Source organism: Vibrio sp. R12-SW3-ISO1 (assembly GCF_059834005.1).
On record NZ_JCBDGK010000024.1, the window covers coordinates 1 to 17,306 of the forward strand.

20 protein-coding genes are annotated in these 17,306 nt (G+C 45.8%); 4 read left to right on the forward strand and 16 right to left on the reverse strand.

Features of this window, described 5'->3' with window-relative positions; translation table 11 throughout:
• Positions 1 to 13 precede the first annotated feature (13 nt).
• Positions 14 to 1,216 (forward strand): zonular occludens toxin domain-containing protein, encoded by a 1,203-nt coding sequence (locus AC6R0R_RS07910; protein WP_500626300.1) that lies wholly within the window; start codon positions 14 to 16, stop codon positions 1,214 to 1,216.
• A 29-nt stretch (positions 1,217 to 1,245) separates the two neighbouring features.
• On the opposite strand, the gene AC6R0R_RS07915 is transcribed toward AC6R0R_RS07910, so the two are convergent.
• Positions 1,246 to 2,112: an IS3 family transposase gene (locus AC6R0R_RS07915; RefSeq protein ID WP_500626321.1), complete on the reverse strand. Its 867-nt coding sequence runs from the start codon at positions 2,110 to 2,112 to the stop codon at positions 1,246 to 1,248.
• Positions 2,067 to 2,375, reverse strand: coding sequence for a DUF1153 domain-containing protein (locus tag AC6R0R_RS07920; protein WP_234498051.1), 309 nt, complete (start codon positions 2,373 to 2,375; stop codon positions 2,067 to 2,069). Before AC6R0R_RS07920 ends, AC6R0R_RS07915 begins: the two co-directional genes overlap by 46 nt.
• A gap of 17 nt (positions 2,376 to 2,392) precedes the next feature.
• Between AC6R0R_RS07920 and AC6R0R_RS07925 the strand changes: the two genes are divergently transcribed.
• Positions 2,393 to 2,599: a hypothetical protein gene (locus AC6R0R_RS07925; RefSeq protein ID WP_500626301.1), complete on the forward strand. Its 207-nt coding sequence runs from the start codon at positions 2,393 to 2,395 to the stop codon at positions 2,597 to 2,599.
• A 449-nt stretch (positions 2,600 to 3,048) separates the two neighbouring features.
• On the opposite strand, the gene AC6R0R_RS07930 is transcribed toward AC6R0R_RS07925, so the two are convergent.
• The 7 genes from AC6R0R_RS07930 to matP all read right to left on the reverse strand — a co-directional run bounded on the left by AC6R0R_RS07930 (position 3,049) and on the right by matP (position 6,143).
• Positions 3,049 to 3,444, reverse strand: coding sequence for a cell envelope integrity TolA family protein (locus AC6R0R_RS07930; protein WP_500626302.1), 396 nt, complete (start codon positions 3,442 to 3,444; stop codon positions 3,049 to 3,051).
• Between the two features lie 134 nt (positions 3,445 to 3,578).
• Positions 3,579 to 3,965 carry a hypothetical protein gene (locus AC6R0R_RS07935; protein ID WP_500626303.1) on the reverse strand — a complete coding sequence of 129 codons (387 nt, stop codon included), beginning with the start codon at positions 3,963 to 3,965 and terminating at the stop codon, positions 3,579 to 3,581.
• A 77-nt stretch (positions 3,966 to 4,042) separates the two neighbouring features.
• The gene (locus AC6R0R_RS07940) at positions 4,043 to 4,462 is read right to left on the reverse strand and encodes a hypothetical protein (RefSeq protein ID WP_500626304.1); all 420 of its coding nucleotides are present in this window, start codon (positions 4,460 to 4,462) and stop codon (positions 4,043 to 4,045) included.
• A 176-nt stretch (positions 4,463 to 4,638) separates the two neighbouring features.
• Complete coding sequence (locus AC6R0R_RS07945; RefSeq protein ID WP_500626322.1) at positions 4,639 to 4,971, reverse strand: regulator; 333 nt, start codon at positions 4,969 to 4,971, stop codon at positions 4,639 to 4,641.
• Positions 4,965 to 5,273 carry a hypothetical protein gene (locus tag AC6R0R_RS07950; RefSeq protein WP_500626323.1) on the reverse strand — a complete coding sequence of 103 codons (309 nt, stop codon included), beginning with the start codon at positions 5,271 to 5,273 and terminating at the stop codon, positions 4,965 to 4,967. Before AC6R0R_RS07950 ends, AC6R0R_RS07945 begins: the two co-directional genes overlap by 7 nt.
• A 102-nt stretch (positions 5,274 to 5,375) precedes the next feature.
• Positions 5,376 to 5,687 carry a DUF3634 family protein gene (locus tag AC6R0R_RS07955; protein WP_487901990.1) on the reverse strand — a complete coding sequence of 104 codons (312 nt, stop codon included), beginning with the start codon at positions 5,685 to 5,687 and terminating at the stop codon, positions 5,376 to 5,378.
• Positions 5,688 to 5,696: 9 nt separating this feature from the next.
• Positions 5,697 to 6,143 (reverse strand): macrodomain Ter protein MatP, encoded by a 447-nt coding sequence (gene matP / locus AC6R0R_RS07960; protein ID WP_500626305.1) that lies wholly within the window; start codon positions 6,141 to 6,143, stop codon positions 5,697 to 5,699.
• 226 nt (positions 6,144 to 6,369) lie between these two features.
• On the opposite strand from matP, the gene AC6R0R_RS07965 reads away from it, so the two are divergent.
• Together AC6R0R_RS07965 and fabA are read left to right on the forward strand one after the other, a co-directional pair.
• Complete coding sequence (locus AC6R0R_RS07965) at positions 6,370 to 8,016, forward strand: S16 family serine protease (protein ID WP_500626306.1); 1,647 nt, start codon at positions 6,370 to 6,372, stop codon at positions 8,014 to 8,016.
• A gap of 92 nt (positions 8,017 to 8,108) precedes the next feature.
• The gene (gene fabA, locus AC6R0R_RS07970; RefSeq protein ID WP_004743352.1) at positions 8,109 to 8,627 is read left to right on the forward strand and encodes a bifunctional 3-hydroxydecanoyl-ACP dehydratase/trans-2-decenoyl-ACP isomerase; all 519 of its coding nucleotides are present in this window, start codon (positions 8,109 to 8,111) and stop codon (positions 8,625 to 8,627) included.
• Positions 8,628 to 8,759: 132 nt separating this feature from the next.
• On the opposite strand, the gene rmf is transcribed toward fabA, so the two are convergent.
• The 7 genes from rmf to pyrD all read right to left on the reverse strand — a co-directional run bounded on the left by rmf (position 8,760) and on the right by pyrD (position 17,274).
• Positions 8,760 to 8,933 carry a ribosome modulation factor gene (gene rmf / locus AC6R0R_RS07975; RefSeq protein ID WP_334555374.1) on the reverse strand — a complete coding sequence of 58 codons (174 nt, stop codon included), beginning with the start codon at positions 8,931 to 8,933 and terminating at the stop codon, positions 8,760 to 8,762.
• 165 nt (positions 8,934 to 9,098) lie between these two features.
• Positions 9,099 to 10,700 (reverse strand): DUF3466 family protein, encoded by a 1,602-nt coding sequence (locus AC6R0R_RS07980; protein WP_500626307.1) that lies wholly within the window; start codon positions 10,698 to 10,700, stop codon positions 9,099 to 9,101.
• An 8-nt stretch (positions 10,701 to 10,708) separates the two neighbouring features.
• Positions 10,709 to 12,625: an ABC transporter ATP-binding protein gene (locus AC6R0R_RS07985; protein WP_500626308.1), complete on the reverse strand. Its 1,917-nt coding sequence runs from the start codon at positions 12,623 to 12,625 to the stop codon at positions 10,709 to 10,711.
• Complete coding sequence (locus tag AC6R0R_RS07990) at positions 12,603 to 12,845, reverse strand: glutaredoxin family protein (RefSeq protein ID WP_500626309.1); 243 nt, start codon at positions 12,843 to 12,845, stop codon at positions 12,603 to 12,605. Before AC6R0R_RS07990 ends, AC6R0R_RS07985 begins: the two co-directional genes overlap by 23 nt.
• 32 nt (positions 12,846 to 12,877) lie before the next feature.
• Positions 12,878 to 15,013 carry a bifunctional 23S rRNA (guanine(2069)-N(7))-methyltransferase RlmK/23S rRNA (guanine(2445)-N(2))-methyltransferase RlmL gene (rlmKL, locus tag AC6R0R_RS07995; protein WP_500626310.1) on the reverse strand — a complete coding sequence of 712 codons (2,136 nt, stop codon included), beginning with the start codon at positions 15,011 to 15,013 and terminating at the stop codon, positions 12,878 to 12,880.
• A gap of 514 nt (positions 15,014 to 15,527) precedes the next feature.
• Positions 15,528 to 16,073 (reverse strand): cell division protein ZapC, encoded by a 546-nt coding sequence (locus AC6R0R_RS08000; RefSeq protein WP_500626311.1) that lies wholly within the window; start codon positions 16,071 to 16,073, stop codon positions 15,528 to 15,530.
• A gap of 190 nt (positions 16,074 to 16,263) precedes the next feature.
• Complete coding sequence (pyrD, locus tag AC6R0R_RS08005) at positions 16,264 to 17,274, reverse strand: quinone-dependent dihydroorotate dehydrogenase (protein ID WP_500626312.1); 1,011 nt, start codon at positions 17,272 to 17,274, stop codon at positions 16,264 to 16,266.
• Positions 17,275 to 17,306: the final 32 nt, after the last annotated feature.

Genomic DNA, 17,306 nt, shown 5'->3' on the forward strand with positions numbered 1-17,306 from the left:
AAGGGTGTAACGCATGGCCATTCGTATTCGAACGGGCGCTAATGGCGCGTATAAATCGTCTTATGTCGCTTACTATGTGGTGCTCGAAGCCCTCAAAGCGGGTCGCATTGTTGTCACGAACATTTCAGGGATGCAGCCTTTAAAGCAGATTGAAAAGCGTCTCGACATCCAGTTCCCATCGACCGCCAAACTTATCCGCGTATCGAGTCGCAACGAACAAGGCTTAGAACTTTGGCAATACTTCTTTTGTTGGTGTCCGATTGGGGCGCTCATTGTTATCGATGAGTGCCAGGATATTTTCTCCAAGAACGTCGGCTTTGATTTGCGCAAAGTCCGTCATCGTCCCCTGTCGGATTTCCTAGACTGGTTGCCCGATGGATATGAGAACTTGTTCAACTCTCGCCACATCCCCGTTGACCTGACCAAACTCGACCCCGCCGACACCGACGACTGCGGGAAACTCGAATACGATGAGGATGGCCGCATCATCTACCCGTTCAGCTTCAATGAGGGGTTCATGCGTCATCGTCACTACAATTGGGACATCGAACTGCTGTCTCCTGACTGGAAGCAAATCGACTCAGGCATCAAAGCCTGTGCCGAGGAATGCTTCTTTCACAAAGGGCGTGACGGTTTCCTGTTTGGAAAGCGCAAGCCCTACATCTATCGCCACAAGAAAGACATCACCACGCCAGCGCTACCCGCCAAGCGCGACCCGAACTTAGTGACGGTCAAGATACCGCTCGACGCGTTCTTGCTCTATAAGTCGACGTCGACAGGCAAGGCCCAAAGCTCTGGCCAAATGAATGTCTTGCTCAAGAACCCGCTCTACTTGGGTATCTTGATACTGGGCGTGTCGTTTATGGGGTATTTTATCTATGGTCTATCCGATTTGGTTTTTGGTGCTTCTGAGACGGATGCGCCGCCGCAAACGCTATCAAGTGAGAGTGCCGGTTCCCCGAACACTGGGCAAACTGGCCAAAAGGATCATCAAAATGATCCTACTGTATCTCATGGTGGGGATAGGAGTGCGGTTAACTCTGGTGCCACTGGTGCAGCTACTCGTGTCGACAGGCTGAGAGACATGCTTGGCCTGTACGATGTCCAATCGCTCTACTACATGGGGCACTCATTACGCCGAACCAACAACGGCATCGAGTTCTTGGTCACACTGGAAGCGGCCACGCCCGACGGTGTGTATGTATTACTTGAGTGACTGTAATGACCCAGCCAAAATTAGACAACTTAAGCTGCTAAAGCATACACCTCAGCAGGTGTTTTCATCTTAAGCGCCTGATGTGGACGCTCGTTGTTGTAGAACTCAAGCCACTTGCCGATGGCAAAGCGAGCTTCACTTAAAGAACCAAAGTTGTGCATCCAAATACACTGCTCTTTAATGGTTCTTATCAGGCGTTCAACCATGCCATTTTGCTGTGGCGTGTGTGGTTGAATGAACTCCTGAGTCAGACCGTACTGCATCGCTAACGTAGTGTAGAGGCGAGAGGTAAAAACCAAACCATTGTCGCTTCGCAGTTGCAGTCCTGGCGTTGCTCGACCAATGACACCATAACGAGTCAATAAGGCATCCTCTAGGGCTGCGACAGCGGATTTGGCATTGCCTCTCTTGCTAAGACTCCAGCCTAAAACTTCTCGAGTATGACAGTCCATGACCAGCGTCAGTGCTGCCCAGCGATCTTGTTGACCACACCAGACTCTTGCGATGTCCGTAGACCAGCGCTGATCAGGTGCTTGGGCGACGGAAGCATTGGCTTCTACACGAGGCCTAAAGCCAATTTGGCGTTTTCGGCATTGCCAACCTTTCAGCTTCATTATGCGTTGGATGGTGTTTTTGTTTTCACCCAACAAAAATGCCACGGTGCGATACCCTGCATAAGGTAAGGCATCAATAAGCCTCTTTATCTTCGTTGCCAGCCACTCGTTGATCTTTGGCTTACGCTTCTTGGCTCGATAGTAAAAAGTACTCCGAGGAAGCCCTGTCCAGCGGCACAATTGAGAGACAGAAACGTTGTCGCCGTCTTGCGCCATCTCATCCCTGATAGCAATGATTACTCGTCGTTCTGGTCGAGATGGCGATTGAGCTTTTTTAGAAATTTGATTTGAAGCATTGCTTCACCATAGGCTGCATGCAAATCATCAATTTTCTTTTCGTATTGCTCAGTCACATCCTTAGGATTAGCCTTTAAAGCGTTCTCCATACCACCCAAGGCATCATCAACCCAGCGCTCAATCTCAGAAGGCGTCAGATCGTAGGTTCTAGCGGCTTCCTTGGCGGTTGTTTTACCTTTGATGATGTCCTTAACAAGTTCCGCTTTGCGTTTAGCGGTCCAACGTTTTACTTCTGGTTCGTTACTCATAATGACTCCTGATTAGAATGACACAATATCATGTCCAATTCTTCTCTGGGTCATTACATGACCTCTTTCTCAAGGCCAACGGGATTCAATACGTGCACTATGATGACTGCTTGCTCAAGCTCACCAAGCAAGCGGTGAACTTAACCATTGCCTGCAAACCTACCTCGCGGGAGTCCATCACGCCCCAGCTCCCGCCAAGCCAACCCCAAATCAACCTATTCTAAGATAGCGCCAAGCGAAAAAGCGACGAAGACGAAGACTGAGGAGGAGGAGCGCTGAGTGCGGCGCTATCTGAGTGAGTCTGGTATGTCATTTTTTTAACATACCGCCCCGCAGGGAAAAGAGAGTGCGGAGCGCGAACGAAGCACCAAGCCATCCACCCTAAGTTCAGAGATCGATAAACTCAACTGGCGCGGTTAGTCACTGCATTCACTCGACAGGCCCGCCCGCCCCCTTCCTGCAAAGATACGCCTCGCAGAGACTGGCCACATCAGTGGCGGGTTAAGCAACAGCAACTTGAAGGACGTTCAACGGGTAGGATTAGAAAGGGTCGATGGGCCAACGAAGCGGAGCAAAACCCCCGACCTGTATTACGGGGGTAAATTCCACATACCTTGGTTATTTCAGGCTTGAACAATGCGATCTGACTGCTAGATATTCCTTGTTAAAGAGTTCATAAAGGCGTCACTCGCAACCTCATTGTTGTTAGTTTATCTCGTTCATGTTTGTCTGTTGGCATTGGGAATCGAGAAATGCTCCAAACCGTATTAAAAACCTTTCTACAAAGTTCTTGCTGGTTGCTTAAGTCAATGTTTTGTACCCTTCCGTCGTCCGATAACGAAACAATTGCAGTGCAATCTTGCCCCACATACTCTTTCAATGAGCCAAGTTTTTTATTAATGAGGTTCGAATTTATAGCCAAGTATCTAGAAGCTTCACTATTCCCAATATCAACTTGTGAATCTCTTAAGATTTGCTCCAATCTTTCTTGCAGTTCTTCTTGGTTGGAAGCACTCGAATTCATAGACAAACATAATATAGGTAATATTGCTAACACGTTCTTATTCACATGCTCACCCACAATAAAATGTAAATTATCTGATTCAGCGGTCTAAAAAAACGTACGTAGCGGCCGCTTTTCGTCGGCCACTACGTGCAAGAAAATGATAGCGCCTTCTTTGGTGATAGTCTACTTGGTGAATATTAACCGTTTTGTTCCATTTTTAACTTCCGAATTTCATCTTCAAGTAATGCAACCTTCTCTGCGTCAGACATAATTCGTCCTTCCACTTTTGCTGGTTCTATTATTTTCTCGTCAGTCATATAAACACCAGAAAGCATAGCTGTTTTACACCATGCTTGCTTCTTGTTGCCATAGATATCAGTGAAGGTAACCTTATATATTCTGTTCCCGCCACCTTCTTTTCCCGCTTCAGAAGCCCAACCTTTACCAAAAAGCTTCCAAGTAATATCAAGAACTACCTCACCTCTGTTTGAGAAATACTTGCCTATCCTCTTTCTATCAAAAATACTAATAAAAGCACCAATGACAACGATAAGAATTACGGCCAATATGAACAATGTTTTCATTTTTCACCTTCATTCTTTATCCTCTGTTTTGAGGATGTTCCTAACCAAATGTAATATTGATGAACGTTTGACGTACACTAATCTTGAGAATTTGTAGTCTTTGCGAAAATTGTCACCCCTTCTGTAAAACTATAACCGTAACCCCAACCGTAGCTGGCTCGATCCCTGGCGTTTACGATGGGAGCTTCATAGTCATAGTCATATTTACCTGATGTTACGGGTGTGATAGAAACTACTTCATAACCTTCATTTTCCAATGATTGAATTGCATCGTTTATTAGCTCGCTAAGCTTTTGTCCATCAATCAGACTGTCTGAAATTGCTCTTGGTTTCCACACCTTCTTTTCTTCATAAACTGGAGTTACTTGATCGACTAGCTTTTTATTAAAAATGCCTTTTTCTACTCGGTTTACAGTTGATCCTACCTGTACCTTTTCGGTTTCCCAGGTTCCTAATTCCTTGAAAGGGGCTTCTACCCATACACAGCGAGTACCCACCAATAGCTCCTCTTATAAACTCATACAGTTCAAAATGTAAACGTGACTGCACTATGTCAGTACATAGGGTAAAATATCATAAAAACATATAGTTACAAGTAGGTACAATACGGATGATCAATGAAATTATCATTGTGGCCTTCTGCTTGCGTATTGGTAGGCTTATCAATTACGTATTAGGCCCTTAGTTTTGCAATTGCTCTTGCGTATCTCAGTAGCTTACTAGTAGTTCTTAGCTCCAACTCAGATTGTATTTCTAGTAGCGCGATACCTGCCAACACTTGTTGTGGCGTTACGCTCCTACCAGTTGGCAGGACCATAAACTCGTTACACATTTTGAAGTTATCCCAATCTTTATGATGTGACATTTCCCGCCCGCTGTACCAACGCATCAGCCTTTTACATTCTTTTGGGATCTCTTTCCCCTTGTCCCATTCCTTGACCGTCCTCACAGTTTTAAAACAAAGTTTCGATTTTACCCTAAACAAATTAGTTATAGTGCCTAATATCTGCTGATATGAATAATGGCGTGTGGTATTGAGGATTTGTAACGCTTCCCTTTGGGGATTACTTTCTTTGACTGATCGCAAACCTGATGATCACCAGATGAGTTAACTCTGATAACTTTCAGATACTTATCGTCAATTTTAGTGTGTACGTACACGTCACAAAAACCTTGAACACCAGATTTATTTAACTGCTTAAGAACGTGTTTCTTGATCTTTTTTGCTACAGGGTAACGCTCTGCGTCGTCAGCAAAAGCTGAGAATGCATGAAAGGAACAAAAGAGAAAGATTAGTAAAGATTTCATGTGGTCACCTCCTCTACCACCTTACTTATTGCAAGGTGGCGTGGTGAGACTAGATGACCGTTTTACGACGAGGCACTTTAATTATCATGCGAAAGCCATACGTTAATGGGCTTTCTTTCCGGATTTCGATTTAAACCCTTGGTGTGGAAATACATTTCTAATGCGTTGCTGGACCTTTTTAGGGACTTGCTTAGAGAACACAAGTTTAGTCCCGGTTCGTTGTTGATACACTTTCAACTCCCCATCAAAAGGCGTTCTTTCCGCAATCTCTAAGACATTGTGGCGAAAGCTTGGTGGGAAATGGCCTTTCTCGCTTTCTAATTTACCGTTTACGAACTTCGCTTTCAAAATCGGTCTATCGACGGCGACTAACCAAAAAATAACGACCGCAGCAATGACAATCACATACAACATACAACCCCCTTAATCTAACAGCTTACTTAAATCTTCTTTCAAGCTACTGACCGTCTTACTCGCTTTTTCGCTGCGCGATGCCTCGGTGAGTAAGTATTCGATAGCGTCTGATAAGGTACACCCCAGCTCATTGGCGCGATAAGACAGCTTCTCCCATACACGATAATCAAGATCGATGGACTTCTTCTTGGTGTGGATTTGTTCTGCATTGAAGTGACGCTTTCTTTTGGCTCGGATTGCTTGCTTTAACTTGATGTCCAACTCAGGCGACATGTGCTTGTCTATCCATTCGAGAACTTTTACTGGCTCGTGCTGGATTTGCTGAAGATACTTAGCAGCGGTCTCGGCTTCACTTCGATCTACATAGCGTGTAATCGACTCACCGGCCTTCCACTTGTTGATGAGATAAGTCCACTTCCATCCGCATTCTAAGTTTTCCAATTGTTGATATTTCATGTCAGCCGTTCCCTAGTCGTTCTTCCCCTAACCGTTTGAGTGACAGCGTAACTCATAACGCGCTGAGTTGAAAGTGATTTGTGAGCAAATTAAGAGCAAGATCAATGACACAATACGTTATTGCCCGTTATGCCCCGATGTGTAACTTATACATGTTCCCCCTATATAAGCCAGGCAGTTTTCTATATAATTCCACTCCATTTTTTAATAAAACAATTGGATTTCAATGAAGCAAGAAAGCTGGCGCACCGTGACCCCACACTATGATCATTTTGACGCAGTGTTGGCTCAATTCTCGACTCTACCGCAAGTGAGTTTTCTCGATATTCAAACGCGCCTTAAGCAGACATTGAACACGTTTTGCAAACTGGAACACTATCGTTGCCTAGTGCTTAATGCACCGGATAATGCACACTACCGAAGCCTGCTGAAGCAATCCCTTCACAAGATTGATGAGTCCAAACAGGTTCTATGCTCTGAGTCCATTGACGCATCCTCACTTTTGGGTCACTACAGTTGCAATGAATCTGGTGACGTTGTCACACAGATAAAAGGTCAACTTCAACAAGCCACTGACGACGGAATCGTCATTATCTCTGCCAACTTGCTACTAGCTCACTCTGTTCATTGGCCAGCAATCAAGTCAGCGATAATGGGAGAATCCTACCCGCTTATCAATAGCAACGCCGCGCGCCCCGCGAATCAAGCCCCTACGGCAATAACCCAAGCGAAACTCATCGTATTGGGCGATCAACACCAACTCGCTGAGCTCGAATACCTAGAACCTGAGCTGTTTAGCCGCCTGTCGATGTACAGCGAGGTGGAGCTAGATGTTGCTCTCAACCAAGCGTCCATTGAACGTTACTTGGGTTATCTCTCTTGGTTATCAACACAGTACCAACTTCCAAGCTTGGAGGTTGATGCGGTTAAACGCGTCATGGTTGCCGGTGCAAGGCACACCGAAGACCAAAGCTTTATGCCACTTGATGTGAGTTGGTATCAATCGATTATTAAAGAGGCACTGCTATTTTCTAAGAGCGATGTCATCACTGCCAACGACATAGAAAGTGCGATTGATGCTAAGTACCAGCGTGAGTCATATCTTTGTGAGCGCGCCCTGTCGGATATCACCGAAGGACAAGTCGTGATTGAAACGCAAGGTGAGTGTGTTGGCCAAGTGAACGGACTCACTGTGATTGATGTCCCAGGACACCCGCTCTCATATGGTGAGCCGGCACGTATCTCTTGCGTGATTCATTTTGGTGATGGCGACATCTCTGATGTAGAGCGAAAGGCCGAGCTAGGCGGTAACTTACACGCGAAAGGCATGATGATCATGCAAGCGTTCGTCAGCAGCGCACTCAATCTCGATGAACCACTGCCATATTCCGCGTCTGTCGTCTTTGAGCAGTCGTATAGCGAAGTGGATGGTGACAGTGCGACTCTCGCTGAACTCTGCTCTTTTGTCAGTGCCCTTTCCGAGTACCCTATTAATCAGCAAATTGCCGTAACGGGTGCGGTCGATCAGTTTGGCCGTGTTCAGGCTGTCGGTGGATTAAACGAGAAAATCGAAGGTTTTTATCACGTCTGTAAGCACCAGGGATTCACCGGGCATCAAGGTGTCATTTTACCTAAGACGAACTTAAAACACTTAGCGCTTCACAAAGACGTCATAGAAAGTATCAAGAATAACGAGTTCCATATTTGGTCGGTGTCTACAGTTGATGAGGCCATCCCGTTGATCATGGGTAAGCCCTTCCGAGGAGACGACGAATCGAGCGTTATTAGCAAAATCGCTGAGCGTATAGAGAGCTTTGAGCGTCATGACCAACCCTTAAGCTTAATGGACAAGATCAAGAGTTGGCTTCGCTAAAGCTTTCTTTTCGTCACATTTTTACTGATCGGAGTTGTTTAGCGTACACGTGTTCACTAACATGCTGCTATCAAAATTTGGAGTAATTGATAATGCAAAACAAACGAGATTCTTATAACCGCGAAGATTTACTGGCATCAAGTCAAGGTGAACTGTTCGGACCAGGCTACCCTCAGCTTCCTGCACCCAACATGCTAATGATGGATCGCGTCACTAAGATGTCTGAAACAGAAGGTGATTTTGGTAAAGGTTTGATTCTGGCAGAGCTTGATATTACTCCTGACCTTTGGTTCTTTGATTGCCACTTCCCTGGTGACCCAGTGATGCCAGGCTGTCTTGGTCTTGATGCGATGTGGCAATTGGTTGGTTTCTTCCTCGGCTGGGTTGGCGGTAAAGGCAAAGGCCGTGCACTTGGCGTGGGTGAAGTGAAATTCACCGGTCAAATTCTCCCAACAGCGAAGAAAGTGACGTACGAAATTCACATGAAGCGCGTTGTTAACCGTAAGCTTGTTATGGGTCTAGCGGATGGTCGCGTACTTGTCGACGGTAAAGAAATTTACGTAGCGAAAGATCTTAAAGTTGGTCTTTTCCAAGATACGTCTGCTTTCTAAAATTCTAAATCTTTTCTCTAGCGACTCACTCGAGTCGCTTTTTTGTGCTCAATCTGGTTAGTTATAGTGCACTAGATATCTACGATAAAGCCCCTTTCGGGGCTTAGTTCCTTGCAGTATGTGGGTTAAGAGTTATTTGTAGAGACCTGACTGCTTGTCGTCCCTGGCATCACGCCAACCACCGAGCCAATACGACCGAGCATCCATCTGCTGATACGGGCAGGCTTCCATTGAGCGGCCATTCAGCCCCGCTTTGTACCCTTGAGATTGAGCTCGCTCTAAGCGGTCACGCTTTTGTCTCTTCATAGTGTCGTCCTCATACATACGGTGTTTCTTAACGTACTACTATTAACTTTTCATGGAGCTTTTGTGACTCCACAATTAAGAATCGTCGATCAACGGCACTTTCACAAGATATAAAAAAAGCACAGCGTCAAAATTGTGAGGCTGTGCTCTAGTTTAAAATTTAACCTACTTTCTACGGAACCCTAGGAATGAAAGTAGCATCAAAGCAAAGAAACCTAGTGAACCGCCCTGTCTGTCAACGGTGTCAGTAGTCGCGGCGGGACGTGACTCAATCGTTTGACTAGACGAGTTTGGTATAAGTTTAACTGCGACGACTTCACTACCGCTGTCGCAAGATGATTCAATTGAATACGTAGAGAATCCACCAGCACAATAATAAGCAGTGCCGGAAATGACACCTGCATCATTGATATCGGTCGCATCAATAATACGATACTCATTATTTGTATCTGGTGAACTAGCAGAATAGGTGAGGTCATCTAGATAATGACTCGTTTTAATAGGTGTACTATTGCTGCTATCCAGCGTAGTAATGAATGCTCTCTGAGCTCGCGGTTTACCGTTGTACTCGCGGTGCGTTTCAAAATCAACAGCACCAACAACTAAATCATCATTGTTGATACCACCAGCTTTACCGTTGGCACCGTAGAAAAGCACGTCATCGTTAAACAAAGTTGCAGTGGGAGAAGTGACATCACTGACGTAAAACAGGCCATTTGAATATGAACCATTTACTAAAATGTCACGCAGTTTATAGGTTCCTATCGCCTTACCATTTTCATTGACAGCGGATACAACGGAATTTAGGTAGTTACTAATACTTCTATCGCCAGAGTCGAAGCCGGACACGAATTGGCTCGTCCAATCACCCGAACTACTATTTCGAGAGAATATAGCGGCTCTTAGGTATTCATCAGAATCTGTATTATAACCAACAGCATAAATAGAACCGTCAATCAAAGTGATATCTCTCGCGGCTCCTTGAGGGTAAATAGGATCATCCGAACCTGCGCCACTCTCCCAACTTATCGTTTTAAGCGTTACATCACTCGTCCCGGAGTCAATCTCCCAAACTACAGCGTTAGACGTATAATCTGTGCTGCTATCGCTCACTATATTCGATACGCTACCCACTAGATATCTAGTATTTGTATCTTCCAGTAAAGACCAAGCGCGAGATCTATCACCACTTGTGAAGACAAGGCTATCACCTAGAAAAGCAGTATTACGTCGACTGGATGTTTGGTAGTTACCTACTGGTTGTCCATCAGAGGTAATACTATTTGTGATAACATTTCCTTTAGCATCAAAAATCTGACTCCCATCATCGAAAAAAGACGCTGTTCCATCAAAGTTATCACTTTCTTCATTCAAGTAACCGTATGTGTACTGGTTAGTCGCCCAATTTTCGCAAAGCGTGTCTGCATACCCTAAGTAGTTATAGCAGTAATTCCTGAAGTTAGACCAAACATCATCAGTTGAGTCAATGTAGTCGAAACCGAAACGCGTTAAAAAAGGTGACTCATGACGGTATTCGAAACCCTCATTATAGTTCTTACCTTCGAAGGCTATACTATACCTAGACTCACTACATGCAGTCTCCCAGCACGACTCATCAGTTGAAGTGGACTCCTGCACAGCAACACCGTAGCTGCTAGAGTATGAGCCATCTGAATAATGATAAACACTATACAACGCCGCATTAGCACTAAATGCCGCCGATACTGTGGCGGCAATCATGGATATTTTGAAGATCTTACTACTCATCGTATTGTTTAACTTTCCTGTTGCATTGCCTCGAGCTCTTCCCAACGCTCGAAAGCAACGTCTAACTCTTGCTCTGTATGAGCGAGCTTATCTAAAATAGTTTGTGTTTGCTCAGTCGGTTTGGCGAAGAAATCTGGGTCATTCACCTGCCCTTGTAGCGCTTCAATTTGCGCCTCGAGCTCTTCCAACTTAGCGGGTAAGGCTTCTAATTCTCGCTGCAGTTTATAAGATAACTTCTTCGGTTTTGCCTTAGTGACTGCAGATTTGGGAGTTTCCTCAACTTGTTTAACTGCTTTTGCTGAATTTTCCACCACGCGGGCTTGATGCGCTTGTGCTCTTTGTTGCTGAGCATCGTGGTAGCCACCAACAAACTCTTCAATCACACCATTACCTTCAAAGATCCAACTGGTCGTCACTGTGTTATCAACAAACTGACGATCGTGGCTCACTAAAAGCAACGTACCCTGATAGTTGGCAAGCAAATCTTCTAAAAGTTCCAGAGTTTCGATATCCAAATCGTTGGTGGGTTCATCCAGCACCAATAAATTGTTCGGTCTGAGGAAGATACGCGCCAGAAGTAGTCGGTTTTTTTCACCGCCAGAGAGCGCTTTTACCGGTGTACGCGCGCGTTTTGGTGCAAACAAGAAATCTTGCAGGTAGCTCAGTGCGTGCCTTGGCTTTCCGCCGACCATCACCTCTTGTTTACCATCAGCAAGGTTGTCGATCACCGTCTTTTCCGGATCTAGTATTTCTCGATACTGGTCAAAGTAAGCGACTTCCAGTTTAGTTCCGCAGTGGAGTTTACCGCTATCAGGCTGTAAAGAGCCAAGTAACAGCTTGAGAAGCGTACTCTTACCGCATCCATTCGGTCCAACCAATGCAATCCGATCGCCGCGCATGATATTGAAAGAGAAATCGCGGACAATTGGGTTACCCTCAATCGAGTAGTTGATGTTCTGCGCTTCGAAAACAATTTTTCCTGAACGCGCAGCGTCATCAATCTGGATATTCGCTTTACCCTGCACTTCTCGCCTGTCGAGACGCTCCTCGCGTAACTTTTTCAGCGCACGAACACGTCCTTCGTTACGCGTACGACGGGCTTTGATGCCCTGACGAATCCAAACCTCTTCTTGCGCAAGTTTCTTATCAAACTCTGCGTTTTGCATCTCCTCAACGCGCAACATCTCTTCTTTTTCCACGAGATAGTTGTCGTAGTCACCGGGAAACGAGGCAAGCTGACCGCGATCGAGATCGACGATGCGTGTCGCCATAGATTTGATAAAAGCGCGGTCGTGAGAGATAAAGATGATGGAACCACGAAAATCTTTAAGGAAGGTTTCTAACCACTCAATCGTGGTCACATCGAGATGGTTAGTCGGCTCATCAAGCAGCAATACATCAGGATCACGCACTAGAGCGCGTGCCAATGCGGCTTTACGCTGCCATCCACCTGACAAGTCGGTCAATTTAGTGTGGCCATCAAGTTTAAGCGCGGCTAGGACGTTTTTAATCCTGTCTTCGAAACGCCACGCACCAGTGTGTTCAAGTTGCTCCTGAATACGGGCTAATTTGTTGATGTTTTGCTCAGATGGATCAACCGCTAATAGATCGAGTTGATCTTGGTAGATCTTAATTTGCTCACCAATTTCAGCCAGTCCACCCGCGACATAATCAAACACGGTGCCTTCTTGATTTCGTGGCGGATCTTGCTCAAGACGCGATACCACCACATCTTGCGTGACGGTCAGTTTACCGTCGTCAAGCAGCACTTCGCCAGCAAGCACTTTCATGAGCGTCGATTTACCAGCGCCATTTCGCCCAACCAAACAGACACGCTCATTGTCTTGTAATGCGAAGTCTGCGTGGTCAAGTAAAGGGTGATCACCGTATGCGAGTAATCCGTTATTGATGGTAAGTAATGCCATTATTCTCTAACCATTGAATCAGTTGTTGTTTGTCAAAGGGCCAATTAAGCTCACTCTCGTTTGCGCAAAGCACAGGAATAGTGACACCGTAACGAGAGAAGAGCTTATCGTCGAACGCGATATCGACGTGCTCAACGAGACGGTCAATGCCGACACTTTGACAGAGCGAAAACGCCATCTCACAGAGATGGCATCCTTCAGTGCTGTATAAGGTAATCATCGATGCTATCTATCCTTGTTCATACACCGAGTTTACTGGCGATGCGTGATCAACCAGCAGTTATGAATCTGTTTATTGCGAGCGAAGTCCATCGGCAACGTTTGGTGTGAGATATTCTTTGCCTCCAAACCAAGCTCGGACAGCGCATCATTGTCCATCTTAAAGTGACGCTTGTTGTTGGAGAACACAATCGTACCGTCAGTGCGCAATAGGCGTTTCAGCTGGCTCATCAGTTGAATGTGATCTCTTTGCACATCGAACGACTGCTCCATGCGCTTTGAGTTCGAGAACGTCGGGGGATCAATGAAGATGAGATCAAACTGAGCCGTCGATTTCTCAAGCCATTGCAAACAATCGGCTTGCTCAAAACGGTGTTGACGCCCCACTTGACCATTCAACGCCATGTTCTCTTTCGCCCAATCTAAATAGGTTTTGGACATGTCGACGGTGGTGGTCGACTTTGCACCACCACACGCGGCGTGGACGGTCGCAGAACCTGTGTACGCAAACAAGTTCAGGAAGTCCTTACCCTTTGCCATCTCACCCAGTCTACGACGTGTGATTTTATGATCTAAAAACAGGCCGGTATCGAGATAATCATGTAGGTTCACGAACAGCTTCACGCCGTACTCGGAGACCTCCATTTTTCGCGACTCTTGCGACAACTTCTGATATTGAGCGCGCCCTTTCTGCTTCTCACGGACCTTGAGCACGACTTTATTCGCATCGGTCCCCGTCACTTCAATCGTCGCTTGAATAATGTCGGTTAGACGTCGCTTCGCCGTTTCCTCTGGAATGCTTTTAGGCGCAGCATACTCTTGAATCACGAGGTGATCACAGTACACGTCAATCGCCACGTTGTAATCGGGCAGATCTGCATCGTAGACACGATAGCAATCAAGCTTTTCTTTACGCGCCCACTTTCCAATTTTCGCGAGATTCTTTTTGAGTCGATTTGAAAAGTCAGGTGCAATACTGCTTTGACGAGTCTCACCCGACTCTGCATCTTTACGTGACTCTGCTGAGCGAGCTGAAATCGAGTAGTTCTTTTGGTGACAGGGTAACGCACCATTATTTAACTTAAACTGTTTCTCTGCACGCATGCGTAAACAGCTAAGCAACTCATCAGAACTTGAGAATATTGACGCGTGACAGCCACCAAATTCCGCCTTCAACTGGGCGCCGAACGCCGTATAAAGCGCAATTAAGCCAGGATGCGTACCTAGACGTTCACCGTAAGGTGGGTTACAGATCACGACTCCAGAATCGAAATCCGCTGGGCGTGTCACTTTTGCTGCGTCACTCACCTCAAAGTGGATCAATCCATCAACACCCGCGCGACGGGCATTATCTTTGGCAATCTGAATCACGCGGCTATCGTTATCAAATCCGTAAAACTTAGAGTCAACTTTTTTGACACCACAACGAGCTTGAACCGCCGCTTCAGATTTAATTTCCGCCCACACCTCAGGTTCGAAATCTTCTAAGGATTCAAAGCCCCACTTTGCGCGTTTGACGCCTGGCGCCATGTTGGCTGCCATCATCGCCGCTTCTATTAGCAAGGTGCCAGAGCCACACATAGGATCAAGCAAGTTACTACCTGCTTGCCAACCACTGCGTCCGATAATGGCTGCCGCGAGTGTCTCACGCAATGGCGCTCGACCAGATTCGCTACGGTAACCCCGTTGGTGTAAGCCGCCACCGACCATATCAATACCTAACAAGGCTTTATCTTTGTGTAAGCGGACATGGATACGAAGATCACTATGATCTTTACTGATCGACGGTCTCGGTAAGTTTTTCTTTTCAAAGCAATCGACAACCGCATCTTTGACCTTCATCGCACCATACTGGCTGTTACGAATCTCGCGGTTTGTGCCGTTAAAATCCACGACAAACTTCTTTGAGCTGTGGAAATGGTTGACCCAGTTGACCGCAGAGGCAGCAAGGTAAAGATCCATATCATCATTACAGGTGAACTCTGAAAGCACGCGAACAAAACGTGAGGCCAAACGGCTCCATAGACACACACGATACACTTGCTCATTCGTGGCTTTAAAGCGAACCCCTGCCTGAACAGGTTTCGCGTTCTCTATTCCCAAGTTCGTCAGCTCTTCAACTAACAGGTTCTCCATACCATTGGATGTAACCGCAAGATATTGATGCATAGTGATGTTTATTTCTTTAAAAAATGACCCGGCATTATAACCGACATTCGTTCATTGCGTTACTCCCTGCGCACTTTATCTCACTTAATTACTACGTTAATCGATGATTCATTCACCACTCATCCTGTTTATGGTGCTCCGAACGGCATACCCATGATTTGTCGCACCTAATCCAACTTCACTTTTTGTAAGCAACGACGCTACGTACCTTTAAAGCGAAGTGAATACTTATTTACACCCAAATTGGTATATACCAGATTACATTTTCAGTGTAATTTTATTTCAGAAATGCCTCAATAGAGGAATTTTTCGTTGAATTTGATGATTGTAAGGGTTCAGAGCGCGTGGTTTAGCTGGTCACTTGTTGAGCAAAACTGGCAACTAACTCACACTTGTGAGACAGATAAACGTTCAAAATTAAGACAAAAAAAATCGGCGCTTGGCCGATGGAAATGAAAAATGAATCAAAGGAATGAATACAACAAGGAGAGTCTTATCGTTAATTCGCTAACAGCTACCCCACCAGCGCCATAGGCTGCGTTTGAAACTGTTGGTTGGCCACTCGCATGCGATCATGCATCACCTTAATGGCTTGGCCAAACTGGAGTGATTTAGAAGGGTTGAGGTGAAATGCTTCGAGACTAACCTGGGCACACAGGCTGGCGCTATCCCCAACTTCCAAAACAATAAAATAACCTTGGCTAAGCTGATTCGACAGATAGACAAAATCGCCCTCTTCAAGGGGTTGCTCACCGTCAGAAATATTGTCGAAAAACCAACTCTTCGGCTGAACCGGCTTGTGGAAACGCTTAGCCGCTACACAGTAGAGTGCGAGCTCAGCTTGACGCGGTTCACTAAGACCAAGGAGAGAGATTTGCTCTTTGTACGTTTGAAATGCAGACGCATCATCAACGCTAAATTCGTTAACGCCAACGGCACAGTCTACGATAAGTTTGCGGGAAAGGTTGGTTTTGAAGACCATGTTGTCACCGAGATCGAGCATAAGGTGCCCTTCGGTATCATCATAGTACCAAGTCCATTTGTCACTGGGTTTAAGCATCGTTCCGTCTCTTCGCCTGATGGGTTTAGGTAAAACGCTTAATTACCTTTCCAAGTCTTAAGGCTGATTTTATGCACTCATTGGCAAAAAAAAAGAGGAAATGAATTCTCATTTCCTCTTAGATTACTCTATTTATAGTGATATATTTATCAGGTGACGGCGTCACTCTATCCAGAAATAGGACGACTGATTATAGATTTTTAACAATGTCTTTCACTAAGCCAGGGCCGTGGTAGATAAAACCAGAATAGACTTGTACTAGCTTTGCCCCTGCCATCAGTTTTTCTTTGGCAGCGACATATGAGTCTATACCACCCACACCAATCACAGGGATCGCATCCCCCAACTCTTCATGTAAACGTCGCACAACTTCGGTGCTGCGAGATTGCACTGGACGACCACTTAGGCCCCCTGCTTCGTTGGCGTGTTTCATTCCTTCCACAATCGATCGGTCGAGAGTCGTATTAGTCGCAATGACACCATCGATGTTGTTCTTAAGGAGCGACTGACAGATCTGGCTGATCTCATCATCGCTCAGATCCGGTGCGATCTTAAGTGCTAGTGGCACGTACTTACTGTATTTTTCAGCAAGCTCCGCTTGTTTGGCTTTGAGTTCACTCAATAATTCATCGAGCGCTTCACCATATTGCAACGAACGTAGTCCCGGAGTGTTTGGTGAGGAGATGTTGACGGCAATATAACCCGCATATTGGTAAACCTTCTCCATACAGATTAGGTAGTCATCGGCACCTTTTTCGATCGGTGTGTCTTTGTTCTTACCGATATTGATACCAAGTACGCAGTCATACTTGGCTTTTTTAACATTCTCGACAAGATTATCGACGCCGAGATTGTTGAAACCCATGCGGTTGATGATCCCTTGTGCTTCAACAAGGCGGAACAAACGCGGCTTGTCGTTACCCGGTTGCGGACGTGGTGTGACCGTCCCTACTTCGACAAAACCAAAACCCATGGCATCAAAGGCTTCAATACATTCGCCATTTTTGTCCAGACCCGCTGCAAGGCCTACTGGGTTGCGGAAAGTCAGACCCATGCACTCGACTGGGCGATGCGGGAGTTGCTGTCTGTAGAAAAGATCCAATGGTGTGCCGGTAAAACGTTTGAAGTTTTCAATGGCGAGATCGTGTGCCTTCTCGGCATCAAGTTGGAAAAAGCCAGCTCTGGCAAGACGGTAAAGCATTGTGCCTCCGAAAGAAAAAAGCCCCGTATAAA

Coding starts and splice junctions, on each gene's coding strand:
- AC6R0R_RS07910 (WP_500626300.1), top strand. CDS start 14: ATGGCCATTCGTATTCGAACGGGCGCTAATGGCGCGTATAAATCGTCT.
- AC6R0R_RS07920 (WP_234498051.1), bottom strand. CDS start 2,375: ATGAGTAACGAACCAGAAGTAAAACGTTGGACCGCTAAACGCAAAGCG.
- AC6R0R_RS07925 (WP_500626301.1), top strand. CDS start 2,393: ATGACACAATATCATGTCCAATTCTTCTCTGGGTCATTACATGACCTC.
- AC6R0R_RS07935 (WP_500626303.1), bottom strand. CDS start 3,965: ATGAAAACATTGTTCATATTGGCCGTAATTCTTATCGTTGTCATTGGT.
- AC6R0R_RS07950 (WP_500626323.1), bottom strand. CDS start 5,273: ATGAAATCTTTACTAATCTTTCTCTTTTGTTCCTTTCATGCATTCTCA.
- AC6R0R_RS07955 (WP_487901990.1), bottom strand. CDS start 5,687: ATGTTGTATGTGATTGTCATTGCTGCGGTCGTTATTTTTTGGTTAGTC.
- matP (WP_500626305.1), bottom strand. CDS start 6,143: ATGAAATATCAACAATTGGAAAACTTAGAATGCGGATGGAAGTGGACT.
- AC6R0R_RS07965 (WP_500626306.1), top strand. CDS start 6,370: ATGAAGCAAGAAAGCTGGCGCACCGTGACCCCACACTATGATCATTTT.
- fabA (WP_004743352.1), top strand. CDS start 8,109: ATGCAAAACAAACGAGATTCTTATAACCGCGAAGATTTACTGGCATCA.
- rmf (WP_334555374.1), bottom strand. CDS start 8,933: ATGAAGAGACAAAAGCGTGACCGCTTAGAGCGAGCTCAATCTCAAGGG.
- AC6R0R_RS07980 (WP_500626307.1), bottom strand. CDS start 10,700: ATGAGTAGTAAGATCTTCAAAATATCCATGATTGCCGCCACAGTATCG.
- AC6R0R_RS07985 (WP_500626308.1), bottom strand. CDS start 12,625: ATGGCATTACTTACCATCAATAACGGATTACTCGCATACGGTGATCAC.
- AC6R0R_RS07990 (WP_500626309.1), bottom strand. CDS start 12,845: ATGATTACCTTATACAGCACTGAAGGATGCCATCTCTGTGAGATGGCG.
- rlmKL (WP_500626310.1), bottom strand. CDS start 15,013: ATGCATCAATATCTTGCGGTTACATCCAATGGTATGGAGAACCTGTTA.
- AC6R0R_RS08000 (WP_500626311.1), bottom strand. CDS start 16,073: ATGCTTAAACCCAGTGACAAATGGACTTGGTACTATGATGATACCGAA.
- pyrD (WP_500626312.1), bottom strand. CDS start 17,274: ATGCTTTACCGTCTTGCCAGAGCTGGCTTTTTCCAACTTGATGCCGAG.